Source organism: Variovorax sp. PBL-H6 (genome assembly GCF_901827155.1).
In the GTDB taxonomy this organism is placed as follows: Bacteria; Pseudomonadota; Gammaproteobacteria; order Burkholderiales; family Burkholderiaceae_C; genus Variovorax.
Genome location: NZ_LR594659.1, coordinates 4824518 through 4837261, shown reverse-complemented (window position 1 = coordinate 4837261; position 12744 = coordinate 4824518). Strand labels below are relative to the sequence as shown.

Below are 12744 nucleotides of genomic sequence, written 5' to 3'. Positions count from 1 at the left end.
CGGGCCTGTCTACCATGTGCTCTTTTCGTGCAAGCAGAACTGAAAGAGGACACCCATGCGCAGCCAAGCCGTTCGCATCAACCGCCACGGCGGTCCCGAAGAACTGAAGATCGTCGACGTGGAGGTCGGCGAGCCCGGGCCGGGCGAAATCCGCATCCGTCACCATGCGGTCGGCCTCAACTTCATCGACACCTACCAGCGCAGCGGGCTCTACCCCTTCGCGATGCCGCTGCAACTCGGCATGGAAGCCGCGGGGGTGGTCGAGGCGGTGGGCGAGGGCGTCGCCCACCTGAAGGCCGGCGACCGCGCCGCCTATGCCAGCCAGCCGCCGGGCGCCTACAGCGAGCTGCGCGTGATGCCGGCAAAGAACGTGTGCAAGCTGCCCGACGCGATCTCGTTCGAGACGGGGGCGGCCATGATGCTCAAGGGGCTGACCGCTCAGTACCTGCTGAAGAAGACGCTGCCGGCCGAGGGCTTGCAGCCGGGCGACTTCATCCTCTTTCACGCGGCCGCCGGGGGCGTCGGCCTGATCGCCTGCCAGTGGGCCAAGGCCCTGGGCCTGCAACTGATCGGCACCGCCGGCACCGATGCCAAGTGCACGCTGGCGCTGGAGCACGGCGCGGCGCACGCAATCAACTACAGCACCGAGAACTTTGCCGAGCGCGTCAAGGAGATCACCGGCGGCCAGGGCGTGAAGGTGGTCTACGACTCGGTGGGCAAGGACACCTTCGAAGGCTCGCTGAACTGCCTGCGGCCCTTCGGCCTGCTCGCGATCTTCGGCAACGGCTCGGGGCCGGTGCCGCCCTTCAATCTCGGCCTGCTGGCGTCCAAGGGCTCGCTCTACGTGACCCGTCCGACGCTGTTCTCCCACATCTCCAGCCGCGAGCGCACGCAGGCGATGGCGGACGACCTGTTCGCGGTGGTGGAAAGCGGCGCCGTCAAAATCCCGATCGCACAGCGCTATCCGCTGGCCGAGGTGCAGCAGGCGCACCGCGACCTGGAAGCGCGCAAGACCACGGGCTGCACGATCCTCACACTTTGAGGCTCCGTCACTCCATCGGACTGAGCCGCGACTCGCGCATGCGCGTGCGCGAGAGCGCACCGGCCGAGTCGAGGATCGGGTAGGCGATCGAGCAGATGTGGGAGTTGATGCGCTTGAGCTCGCTGATCAGGTCGATGTGCAGCGAGCTGGTCTCGATGCTCGAGGCGGTCTGTTCCGCAAGCCGCTCGAGGTGCGTGGAAGCATAGGCGCGCTCGAGGTCTCGGAAGCGTGCCTTCTCTTCCAGCAGCTTCTGGGCGTCGCGCACGTTGGCATTGAGGAACACGCTCATGCCGAGCCGCAGATTGGCGAGCAGGCGCTCGTGCAGCTCGACGATCTCGCGCATGCCGGCGGCGGAGAAGTTGCGTTGCTTCTTGATCTTCTTGTCCTCGATGTCGAGGATCACCCGCTCGATGATGTCGCCGATCTGCTCCATGTTGATGGTGAAGCTGACGATGTCGGTCCAGCGCCGGCTTTCCTCCTCGCCGAGCGCCTCGCGCGAGATCTTGGTCAGGTAGTACTTGATGGCCGAGTACAGCTCGTCCACCGTGTCGTCCATTTTGCGCAGCTCGGCGGCCAGGCGCAGGTCGTTGTCGCGGATCACCTTGAGCATGCCGATCAGCATGGTCTCGACCACGTCGGCCTGGTGCAGGGCCTCGCGCGCGGCGTTGGAGATGGCGAGGGTGGGCGTGGACAGCGCCGATGGATCGAGATGGCGTGGCCGCTGCATGGCCGTGGGGTCGGTCGGCATCGGGAGCAGGTGCTTCATCAGTCGCGCGACCCAGCCGGTGAAGCCGATGAAGCCGATGCTGATCACCAGGTTGAAGCCCAGGTGGAAGAGCACGACCAGCTGCGTCGCGTCGGAGATATAAGGCCGGGCCTCGCGCAGGTAGGTCCCGACGAAAGGCGCCGCGATCGCCACGCCCAGCAACTTGAAGACCAGGTTGCCGACGGTGACCTGGCGCACCTCGACCGCGGATTTCGCGGTGGTCAGCACCGCCAGCAACCCACTGCCAAGGTTGGCGCCCAGCACCAGGCCCAGCGCCACATCCAGCGGCACCACGTTGGAGCTGGCCATGGCGGCCACCAGCAGCACCACCGCGAGACTGGAGTACGCCGCGATGGCCAGCACCGCGCCGATGGTGATCTCCAGCAGCACGTCGCTGCCGAGCGAGGCCAGCAGCTCCAGCACCGGTTGGGATGAGAACAGCGGCCCGGTCGCCTCGACCACCAGCCGCAGCGCCAGCAGCATCAGGCCAAGACCGATCAGCACCCGCCCGACGCGACCGGCCACGGTGGAGCCGCGCGAGATGAAAAGCACCACGCCGACGAAGATGAAGAGCGGCGACAGCCAGGAGAGGTCGGCCGAGAACAGCACCGACATCAGCGCAGTACCGACGTCGGCGCCGCGCATGACGGCCAGCGCGGCCGGCAGGGCCACCAGGCCCTGGCCGACGAAGGAGGAAGTCATCAGCGAGGTGGCGGTGCTCGACTGCACCAGCGCCGTGACGCCGATCCCCGAAAGCGCCGCGGTAAAGCGGTTGCGCATGCTGTGGACCAGGATCTTGCGCAGGTTGGCGCCGAAGACGCGCAGCACGCCGGTGCGAACGAGATGGGTGCCCCATACCAGCAACGCAACGGCGGCCAGTAGATTCAACAGGTGCTTCATGGAAGCCGACGACTATAGACCAGCCTTCGGCTTGCGTTTGCCGGGGGCGGCCCCTACTTGCCCCGGCGTACGCGTCGCAGCTCGTCGAGGATGAGGCAGATCGCGCCGATCGTGATCGCGCTGTCGGCCACGTTGAAGGCCGGGAAATGCCGGCCGGCCAGGTGGAAGTCGAGGAAGTCGACCACGTAGCCATGCATCATGCGATCGACCACGTTGCCGATGGCGCCACCGAGGATCGCAGCCATGGCGAAGGAAAAGAGCTTTTGCCCCGCATGTGAACGCAGCATCCACACGATGAACAGCGCCGCCGCAATCCCGATTGCGGTGAAGAACCAGCGCTGCCAGCCCGCCGCGTCCGCGAGGAAGGAGAAGGCGGCGCCGGTGTTGTGGGCACGCACGATGTTGAAGAAGCCGGTGACGTAAGTGGCGTCGCCCAGCTTGTAGTAGCCCAGGATCAGCGTCTTGGTGAACTGGTCGAGGATCAGGATCACAAGGGCCAGTGCGAGCCAGGGCCAAATGCCGGTGCGCGGCGGGGCGAGGGAGCGGGTGGCGGCCATCAGGCGGCACTCCTGGCTTCGCCGGCGCCGAACAGGTTGCTGGTGCAGCGGCCGCACAGGCCCGGGTGCGCCGGGTCGTGGCCGACATCGTCGCGCCAATGCCAGCAGCGCTCGCATTTGGTGGCTGTGCTGGGCGAGACCTGTGCCGCGACGCCGTCCCCTTGCGCGAGCTCGACGGCAGAGGTGATGAAGACGAACTTCAGGTCTTCACCGAGCGAGGCCAGCAGCGCATGGTCGTCGGCCGGCACGGCGAGCTTGACGTTCGCTTGCAGGGAGGAGCCGACCTGGCCGGCGGCACGCACGTTCTCGATTTCCTTGTTGACGGCATCGCGGATCTCGCGGATGCGCGACCACCGGGCCAGCAGCGCCTCGTCGGGCGTGCCGAGCTCGCAGTAGTGTTGCGTGAAGATCGACTCGCCATTGCCGCAGAACTTCCAGGCCTCTTCCGCCGTGAAGCTCAGGAAGGGCGCCATCCAGCGCAACATCGCCTGCGTGATGTGCCAGAGCGCGGTCTGCGCACTGCGGCGCGCGAGCGAGCCGGCGGCGGTGGTGTAGAGGCGGTCCTTCAGGATGTCGAGGTAGAACGCGCCCAGGTCCTCCGAGCAGTAGACCTGCAGCTTGGCCACCACCGGGTGGAACTCGTAGACCTTGTAGTGCGCAAGCACCTCGGCCTGGAACTGCGCGGCGCGGCTCAGCGCGTAGCGGTCGATCTCGAGCAACTGGTCGAGCGGCACCGCATCCTTCGCGATGTCGAAGTCGCTGGTGTTGGCGAGCAGGAAGCGCAGCGTATTGCGGATGCGGCGGTAGGCATCCACCACGCGCGCGAGGATCTTGTCGTCGCCGGCGATGTCGCCCGAGTAGTCGCTGGCCGCCACCCAGAGGCGGATGATCTCGGCGCCCAGCTTCTTGTTCACTTCCTGCGGCTCGATGCCGTTGCCGAGCGACTTGCTCATCTTGCGGCCCTGGCTGTCGACGGTGAAGCCGTGGGTCAGCAGGCTCTTGTAGGGGGCACGGCCCTCGAGGGCGCAGGCGATCAGCAGCGATGAGTGGAACCACCCGCGGTGCTGGTCATGGCCTTCGAGGTAGAGGTCGGCCTCGGGGCCGGTCTCGTGGTGCACGTTTGCATGCGTGCCGCGCAGCACGTGCGAGAAGGTGGAGCCGGAGTCGAACCAGACCTCGAGGATGTCGGTGCTCTTGGTGTAGTGGGGCGCGTCGTCGGGCCCGAGGATCTCCTCGGTCGTGACGCGGCTCCAGGCCTCGATGCCGCTTTTTTCGACGATGGCGGCGGCCTGGTTGAGGATTTCCATGGTGCGAGGATGCAGTTCGCCCGTGTCCTTGTGCAGGAAGAAGGGAATCGGCACACCCCAGCTTCGCTGGCGGCTGATGCACCAGTCGGGCCGGTTGGCGATCATGTCGTGCAGGCGCGCCTTGCCGTTCTCGGGGTAGAAGCCGGTCTCTTCGATCGCCTCCAGCGCCATCTGGCGCAGGGTCTTGGGCGCCTTGTCCTTGGTGAACACGCCCTCGCCCTCGTCCATGCGCACGAACCACTGGGCTGCGGCGCGGTAGATCACCGGCGTCTTGTGGCGCCAGCAGTGCGGGTAGCTGTGGGTGATGGCCTCGGTGGTCAACAGCCGGCCGGCATCGCGCAGGGCCTGGATGATGTGCGGTACCGCCTTCCAGATGTGCTCGCCGCCGAAGAGCGGGAAGTCCGGCGCATAGGTGCCGTTGCCTTGGACCGGGTTCAGGATGTCGTCATAGGCCAGGCCGTGCGAGACGCAGGAGTTGAAGTCGTCGAGGCCGTAGGCGGGCGAGGAGTGGACGATGCCGGTGCCGTCTTCCGCGGTGGCGTAGTCGGCCAGGTAGACGGGTGACAGGCGGTGGTATCCGGCATCGACATCGTAGAGCGGATGCTCGAACTCGAGTCCGCCCAGCTTGTCGCCCTTGACCGTCGCGAGCACCTTGCCGTCGAGCGCATAGCGGTTCATGCACATCTCGACCAGCGAGGCGGCCAGGATCAGGAGGCCGCGCTCGGTGTCGACAAGCGCGTAGTCGAGCTCGGGGTTGAGGTTGAGCGCCTGGTTGGCGGGGAGGGTCCAGGCGGTGGTGGTCCAGATCACCGCGAAGATGTCCTTGCCTTCACTCCCTCGCGCTCCGGGAGCGGTTCGGGATGAGGGCAGTCCGAAGGCCTCCAGCACTTTGGCCGGTTCGTGCGCCTTGAACGCCACATCGACGGTGTTCGACTTCTTGTCCGCGTACTCGATCTCGAACTCCGCGAGCGAGGAGCCGCAGTCGAAGCACCAGTACACGGGCTTGAGCCCGCGATAGACGAAGCCCCGCTCGATCACGCGCTTGAAGGCGCGCAACTCGCCCGCCTCGTTGGCGAAGTCCATGGTCTTGTACGGATGGTCCCATTCGCCCAGCACGCCCAGGCGCTGGAAGTCGGCCATCTGCTGCGCGATCTGCTCGGACGCGTAGGCGCGGCTCTTCGCCTGCATCTCGTCGCGGCTGAGATTGCGGCCGTACTTCTTCTCGATGGCGTTCTCGATCGGCAGGCCGTGGCAGTCCCAGCCGGGCACGTAGAGCGCGTCGTAGCCCTCGAGCTGGCGCGCCTTGGTGATCATGTCCTTCAGGATCTTGTTGACGGCATGGCCCATGTGGATCTGGCCGTTGGCATAGGGCGGGCCGTCGTGCAGGATGAACTTGGGGGCGCCGCGGCGCGCGTCGCGCAGGCGGTGGTAGCGTCCCTCGTCGTTCCATTCCTGGACCCAGCCCGGTTCGCGCTTGGGCAGGTCGCCCCGCATCGGAAAGGGCGTGTCGGGCAGGTTTAGGGTGGCGCGGTAGTCGGTGGTGGAGGCGGCGTCAGCAGACATGGTGAAGTTCGAACAGAGGACTTCGACAGGCTCGGCCCGAACCTTGGGGAAGGCGTCGGTGCGAAGGAAAGAAGCCGCCTGCCCTGAGCTTGCAGAAGGGCGGCAGCGCGGTCGGGCCCGGGCTAAATTCGATCGCGCGTGGTCTGGCGACGGGTCTCGGCGTGGGCGGAAGCGAAGAACGCACGTGCATCGCGGCCATCCTTGGCGATGCCCGCCGTCAGGGCCTCGAGGCTGGTGTAGCGCAATTCGTCGTGCAGTTTGTGCAGCAGTTCCACGCGGGCGATTTTACCGTAGGCCCCCTCCTCGCCGAGGTGGGCGGGCCAATCGAGGCAATGGGTCTCGAGCAGGACCCGGCCGGCGTTCACGTCGTTGGCGTCGAGCGAAGGGCGCACGCCCAGGTTGGCGACGCCGTGCAGCGGCTGCTCGGCCAGGCCGTGCACCAGTACCGCGAAGATGCCGCTGGCGGCCGGCTTCCAGTGCTTGAAACGCAGATTGAGGGTGCGAAAGCCATCATGGCGACCCGGGGCCGAGGCGCCCAGGGCCCGGCCGAGCTTGCGGCCGTGCACCACATGGCCGGAGATCGCGTAGGGGCGGCCGAGCAGGGCCTGCACGTCGCTCATCCGGCCCTCGGCCAACGCTTCGCGTACGGCGGAGCTGGACACGCGCAGGCCGTGTACCTCGTAGCTGTTCATGCGCGCCACGTCGAAGCCATGGGCCTCGCCAGCTGCGTCGAGCATCGCGTAGTCGCCCGCGCGCTTGGCACCGAAGCGGAAATCGTCGCCCACCAGAACGTAGCGTGCGCCCAGGCCCTCGATCAGGACATGCCGGATGAAATCCTCCGGCGTTCGGGAAGCGAGCCGGGCATCGAAGGGCAGCACGATGGTCTGGTTCACGCCGCTGGCCGCCAGTGCGCTGAGCTTGTCGCGCAAGGTGGCGATGCGCGCTGGCGCCAGCTCGGGCCGCTTGGTGCGCTGGGCGAAGTAGTCGCGCGGATGGGGTTCGAAGGTCAGCACGCAGCTGGGCAGCCCGCGCAGGCGCGCCTCCGTGTTGAGCAGGCCCAGCATGGCCTGATGCCCGCGGTGCACGCCGTCGAAATTGCCGATGGTCAGGGCGCAGGCCGGAGCCACGCCCGGATGCCTGAAACCCCGGAAAACCTGCATCTTCTGATATCTTTTTGATAGCGCTTCGCGCCCGCCGAATGGGCCCACTCAGGGCCTTTTGTCACAAAGCCGGTATATTGTGACGCAGTGCGTCGTTCGCAAGCCGACCGGTATGCGCGACGACCTGGTCTTTCCGTGGTTCTTCCCTTTTGTGAGGAGGCGTGTGTGAAGGTCTTGAAGCTCTCGGCCCAGGGGTTGCCCCAGTCGTGGATCTCGCTCGAACAGGCGGTGATCCATTACGCGGCGGACGAGGTGCGCTGGGAAGTCGGTGCGCAGGTGGCCGTGTTCCGCGGCGGGCACAACGCGGTCACGGGCCAGCAGTCGCAGATTGCGATCAACAGCATCATCGGCACCAAGGGCGTACCGCGCATCAATCCCTTCGCGATGCGCCCGGGCCTCACCAACAGCAAGCTTTTCGCGCGCGACCGCAACATATGCGCCTACTGCGGCGGCCACTTCCATGAGGAAGACCTCACGCGCGAGCACATCATCCCGTTCGCGCAGAACGGCATCGACAGCTGGATGAACGTGGTGACGGCCTGCAAGCCCTGCAACCACCGCAAGAGCAGCCGCACGCCCGAGCAGGCCAACATGCCGCTGCTCTACGCACCCTACGTGCCGAGCCTGTGGGAGGACTTCATCCTGCGCAACCGCCGGATCCTGGCGGACCAGATGGAGTTCCTGATGGCGCATCTGCCGCACAACTCACGGCTGCACGGCTAGTCGGCCGCCGGGGCGGGCCAGTTCGGCGGCCGTTTCTCGATGAAGGCTTGAACGCCCTCCAGCGCGCTGTCGTCCATCATGTTGCAGGCCATGGTCTGGCTCGCATCCGCCAGCGCCGCTGCAACCCCGGTCTCGATCTGGCGGTAGAACAAGGCCTTGCCCAAGGCCAGCGCAGTCTTCGGCTTGCCGACGATGCGGGCGACAAGCGATTCGAGTTCGGCATCGAGCGCATCGGGGGCGGCCACCCGGTTGACCAGACCCTTGGCCATGGCTTCGTTCGCATCGATGAAATCACCTGTCACCAGCATCTCGAAGGCCGCCTTGCGGCCGAGGTTGCGCGACAGCGCCACACCGGGCGTCGAGCAGAACAGGCCGACGTTGATGCCGCTCACCGCGAATTTCGCCGCACTGGATGCCACTGCGAGATCGCACATCGCGACCAGCTGGCAGCCAGCCGCGGTCGCGATGCCGTGCACGCGCGCGATCACAGGCACCGGCAGGCGCTGGAGGGCCAGCATCATCTCGCCGCATCGGGCGAACAGTGCTTCGTAGTAGCCCGCCGAGGGTTCTGCCCGCATCTGCTTCAAGTCGTGGCCGGCGCAGAAAGCCTTGCCGGCGCCGGCAAGAACGACGCAACGGGCCGCTTCGTCGGCGGAGACAGCGTCGAGTTCGGCGGCGAGGGCAGTAATCATTTCCTCGGAGAGCGCGTTGAAGGCTTCCGGACGGTTCAGCGTCAGCGTGACCACGCCGCGGGTGTCGCGCGCATGCAGGACGAGGTTTGCGTTCGCATTCATTGTGCAGCCCCTCAGTAGGTCAGCTCGAGCACGCTGATATGGCCTTGCGCTGCCGGCCAGCTCTGGCCCGTCACCCGCTCCCCATTGAATTCGGCAGCAACGCTGCGAGAGGCATCGCTCGCAAGCTTCAGCTTCGCGCTCGATACGCCGGCGCCCTGCGGCGGCACGCCGGGCAGTTCGCGTTGTCCGTCGAGGCGCATCAAGTCGCGCTGGGCGTCGAAGTAGCCGCGCGGTCGCGTGAAGATGACCAGGGCCTTGGCATCGCGGTCGGCTTCGGCGAAACGTTCGGGCCGCAGTTGCACCACCGAACTGGAGCGCGGGAAAGGGCTGCGGTAGATGTGCGTGGTGGCGTAGCCGGGCGCGCTCAGCACGAATTCGTGTGCAGCTGTCGTTTGCGCGGAGAAGGGGCCCCAGCGGCCATCCGCGCCGATGGCCTGCTCCCAGGCGGGGTTGCTAAGGCGGGCACCGGTCGTGGCATCGACGGCGTAGATGGCGAGCCGCGCGCCGGCCAGTGGCAGGTTGTTGGCGAAAGCGCCTGTGGCTGGATTGAGAGGATCGAGCCCGAGGCCGGTGACACGGCCCGACAGCGTGACGGTCGGTTCCGCCACTGGCTGCAGCGTTCGCGGCGCCTGGCCGGTCAGGAAGCGCCAGGTCGCATCGAAGGCGGCCGGCGAAAAGGAGCTTTCGCGATGGTCTGCGCCGGGGAGCACGATATTGGTCGCCCCCTTGAGTGCCGGCCCGTCGAAGCCGATGAGGGTGGCGGTGCCTTTTGCGCCGATCCACACGCCGTCGGGCTGCGCGTACTTGTCGTTGTTGTCAGAACGCAAGGTCAACCACTTGACGCCCGGCGTCACTTCGTCGCCGGCCGCATTCTTCGGCGCGTTGAGCCGCTGCATGAAAGGACTGAGGCCCGAGAACTCGCTGCCCTCGCGCAGGCCCTTGACGGCCCATATACCGTGGGCGGGATTTCCGCCCAGCACCACATGGCTCACGACCCGGTTTCCTCCGCCGTTCTGCACATAGTTTCGGATCGTGTTGCCGCCGCGCGAGTTGCCGACCAGCACCACCTTGGCCGCACCCGTGGCCTTCAGCACGCGCTCGACCTCGGCTTTCAGGAATGCCATCGATTCCGCGGTGGAACTGCGCCCCGGCTGCGCCACGCTGTCGTCGTCTCGCGCCAGCGGAAAGGGTTGGTCCGGTGCGAACAGCCGGTCGCTCGGCCAGCCGTTCGACTCGAAGCGCCAGAGAGTGGTTTGCCAAAGTGCCGCCGAGTCGCCGTTGCCGTGCATGAAGACGATCGGCGGACGATCGGTCATTGTGGGCACGGAGCTGCAGGCGGCGAGCATGGTCGTGGCGAGGCTGAAGGCGATCAGGTGTCGGCGAGTGTGCATGAGAGCTCCAGCGCAATAAGAAAGCGCCCGCCGGCACTGGGCTGGCGGGCGCGGCGTGCTATCGGAAAAAAGATAGCAGCTCTGCGTGTCATGCAAAGACGCCGGCGCTGTCCTGCATGCGTGACGATACCTCGCCGAGGTGATGCAAGCTGTCGCCGAACACCATCTCGAGCTGTGTCAGCTTCCTGAAGTAGTGGCTGCCGATGTACTCGTCGGTCACGCCGATGCCGCCGTGCAACTGTACCGATTGCTGGCCGACGAAGCGCATGGCCACGCCCAACTGGTACTTGGCGCGGGCCATGGCCCCGCGGCGTTCGGCTGCGTGTGCGTTGAGCTTGAGGGCCGCGTAGTAGCTCATCGAACGGGCCAGCTCGAGCTGCATCTTCATGTCGGCCACCCGATGGCGCAGCGCCTGGAAGCTGGCGATGGGCACGCCAAACTGCTTGCGCGTGTTCATGTACTCGACGGTGAGGGCGAGGGTCTTGTCCATCGCGCCCACGCCCTCGGCGCAGGTGGCGGCGATGCCGATGTCGACTGCGTGCTCGAGCACTGGCAAGCCGTCGGTCGCGAGCAGCGTGGCGGCCGCCTTGTCGAACACCACCTCGGCTGCGCGGCTGCCGTCCTGCGTGCCGTAGCCGCGGGCGGCGACGCCGTCTTCGGAGCGCGGCACAAGGAAGAGGGCGATCGTTCCGTCCAGCTGAGCGGGCACGATGAAGGCATCCGCTTCGTCGCCGGCCGGCACCAGGCTCTTGGCGCCGCTCAGGCGGTATGCGTCGCCGTCCTTCGTCGCCGTGGCAGCGCAGACGTCGAGCCGATAACGCCCTGCGCGCTCCTGATGAGCCAGCACGACGAGTGCCTGGCCCCCGGCAATGCGCGGCAGCCAGTTGTTCCTGGTGTCCTCGTCGCCATGTCCGGCGAGCACCGCGCCCGCGATGAACGAGTGAGCGAGCGGCTCCAGCACGATGCCCCGGCCGAGCTCTTCCATGACCACCATGCCTTCGACCGGCCCCATGCCCAGGCCGCCGTCCTCTTCGGGAATGTAGAGGCCGCCCAAGCCGAGCTCTGCCAGTTCGTCCCAGGCCTCGCGCGAGAAGCCGCCCGCCGCCTCGATGCCGCGGCGCCGCTCGAAGGCGTAGCCTTTTTCAACCCACTTGGCGACGGCGTCGCGAAGCTGCTGCTGGTCGTCGCTGAAATTGAAGTCCATCGTCTCGTTCCTTCGTGCTGTGTCGCGCTCAACCGAGAACGGTCTGAGCGACGATGTTGCGCTGCACTTCGTTGCTGCCGCCGTAGATGGTGGTCTTGCGCATGTTGAAGTAGGTGGTCGCGAGCGGCGCCAGCTCGGGGTGGCCACCGGGGAAGTCGCCTTGCCAGCCCGCCGCCATCGCCTCTCGGATCAGGGGCAGCGCGAAGGGGCCGCCCGCGAGCATCATGAGCTCGGAGTAGCGCTGCTGGATCTCGCTGCCCTTGATCTTGAGCAGGCCCGCGATGTCCAGGGAGTTCTTGCCCGAGGTGGCGGCCGAGAGCACGCGCAGCACGAGCATCTCGAGCGCGATCACGTCGACTTCGAGCTTGGCGATCTCATCGCGGAAGCGCTGGTCTTCCCAGACGCCTTCACGTTTGGCGATGCGCTTGAGGCGCTCCAGCTCGCGCTTGGCGCGGTTGGCGTCAGCGATGTTGGTGCGCTCATGGGACAGCAAGTGCTTGGCGTAGGTCCAGCCCTTGTTCTCCTCGCCGATGAGGTTCTCGGCCGGCACCTCGACATTGTCGAAGAACACTTCGTTGACCTCGTGGCTGCCATCCATCAGCTTGATGGGCCGCACGGTCACGCCGGGCGACTTCATGTCGACCAGCAGGAAGCTGATGCCGGTCTGCGGCTTGCCCTCGGTGCTGGTGCGTACCAGGCAGAAGATCCATTCGCCGTACTGGCCCAGCGTGGTCCAGGTCTTCTGGCCGTTGACGATGTATTTATCACCCTTGCGTTCGGCCCGGGTCTTGATCGAGGCCAGATCGGAACCGGAGCCGGGCTCGCTGTAGCCCTGGCTCCACCACACCTCGCCACTGGCGATGCCGGGCAGAAAGCGCTTGTGCTGCTCGGCGTTGCCGAACGCCTGGATCACTGGCGCCACCATCACGGGGCCGAAGGGCACGATGCGCGGCGCGCCGGCCAGCGCGGTCTCTTCCTCGAACAGGTGCTTCTGCACGGCGGTCCAGCCAGGGCCGCCGAACTCGACCGGCCAGCCATAGCCCAACCAGCCTTTTTTGCCGAGGATCCTGGCCCAGCGCTGCATATCGTCGCGCGTGAGCTCCAGGGCGTTATGCACCTTGTGGGAGATGTCCTGGGGGAGGTTCTCTTTAACCCAGGCGCGAATCTCTTCTCGGAACTTCTGTTCCTCGGGCGTGAAGCTCAAATCCATGCGTTGCCTCGCTGTGTTGGTCGGGACGCCACGAAGGCGGCGGTCCGGTCTGTCGAACCAGTCGGTTTTAGCACGGTCGTGCTTGTTTGCCTGTCAGCGCGGAGACAAACCGACGGGGGTGGAAACC

10 protein-coding genes are annotated in these 12744 nt (G+C 66.5%); 2 read left to right on the top strand and 8 right to left on the bottom strand.

Annotated features, from left to right (window positions below; genetic code table 11):
• Positions 1 to 55 precede the first annotated feature (55 nt).
• The gene (locus G3W89_RS22915) at positions 56 to 1042 is read left to right on the top strand and encodes a quinone oxidoreductase family protein (protein WP_162576318.1); all 987 of its coding nucleotides are present in this window, start codon (positions 56 to 58) and stop codon (positions 1040 to 1042) included.
• Positions 1043 to 1049: 7 nt separating this feature from the next.
• On the opposite strand, the gene G3W89_RS22910 is transcribed toward G3W89_RS22915, so the two are convergent.
• The 4 genes from G3W89_RS22910 to G3W89_RS22895 form a co-directional block, all read right to left on the bottom strand.
• On the bottom strand, positions 1050 to 2708 hold the full coding sequence (locus G3W89_RS22910) for a Na/Pi cotransporter family protein (RefSeq protein WP_162576317.1): 1659 nt from the start codon (positions 2706 to 2708) through the stop codon (positions 1050 to 1052).
• Between the two features lie 53 nt (positions 2709 to 2761).
• Positions 2762 to 3265 (bottom strand): signal peptidase II, encoded by a 504-nt coding sequence (lspA, locus tag G3W89_RS22905; RefSeq protein WP_162576316.1) that lies wholly within the window; start codon positions 3263 to 3265, stop codon positions 2762 to 2764.
• Positions 3265 to 6135, bottom strand: a complete 2871-nt coding sequence (ileS, locus tag G3W89_RS22900) for an isoleucine--tRNA ligase (protein ID WP_162576315.1) — start codon at positions 6133 to 6135, stop codon at positions 3265 to 3267. The genes lspA and ileS overlap by 1 nt, the downstream gene beginning before the upstream one ends.
• A gap of 122 nt (positions 6136 to 6257) precedes the next feature.
• Positions 6258 to 7295 (bottom strand): bifunctional riboflavin kinase/FAD synthetase, encoded by a 1038-nt coding sequence (locus tag G3W89_RS22895; RefSeq protein WP_162576314.1) that lies wholly within the window; start codon positions 7293 to 7295, stop codon positions 6258 to 6260.
• Between the two features lie 165 nt (positions 7296 to 7460).
• Between G3W89_RS22895 and G3W89_RS22890 the strand changes: the two genes are divergently transcribed.
• A complete protein-coding gene (locus G3W89_RS22890; RefSeq protein WP_068681453.1) occupies positions 7461 to 8018 on the top strand; it encodes an HNH endonuclease in 558 nt (185 codons plus the stop codon).
• On the opposite strand, the gene G3W89_RS22885 is transcribed toward G3W89_RS22890, so the two are convergent.
• The 4 genes from G3W89_RS22885 to G3W89_RS22870 all read right to left on the bottom strand — a co-directional run bounded on the left by G3W89_RS22885 (position 8015) and on the right by G3W89_RS22870 (position 12617).
• Positions 8015 to 8812, bottom strand: a complete 798-nt coding sequence (locus G3W89_RS22885; protein ID WP_162576313.1) for an enoyl-CoA hydratase — start codon at positions 8810 to 8812, stop codon at positions 8015 to 8017. The two genes, G3W89_RS22890 and G3W89_RS22885, sit on opposite strands and share 4 nt — an antisense overlap.
• Positions 8813 to 8823: 11 nt before the next feature.
• Positions 8824 to 10203, bottom strand: a complete 1380-nt coding sequence (locus tag G3W89_RS22880) for an alpha/beta fold hydrolase (protein WP_162576312.1) — start codon at positions 10201 to 10203, stop codon at positions 8824 to 8826.
• A gap of 88 nt (positions 10204 to 10291) precedes the next feature.
• Positions 10292 to 11407 carry an acyl-CoA dehydrogenase family protein gene (locus tag G3W89_RS22875; protein WP_162576311.1) on the bottom strand — a complete coding sequence of 372 codons (1116 nt, stop codon included), beginning with the start codon at positions 11405 to 11407 and terminating at the stop codon, positions 10292 to 10294.
• Between the two features lie 28 nt (positions 11408 to 11435).
• Positions 11436 to 12617: an acyl-CoA dehydrogenase family protein gene (locus tag G3W89_RS22870; RefSeq protein ID WP_162576310.1), complete on the bottom strand. Its 1182-nt coding sequence runs from the start codon at positions 12615 to 12617 to the stop codon at positions 11436 to 11438.
• Positions 12618 to 12744 lie beyond the last annotated feature (127 nt).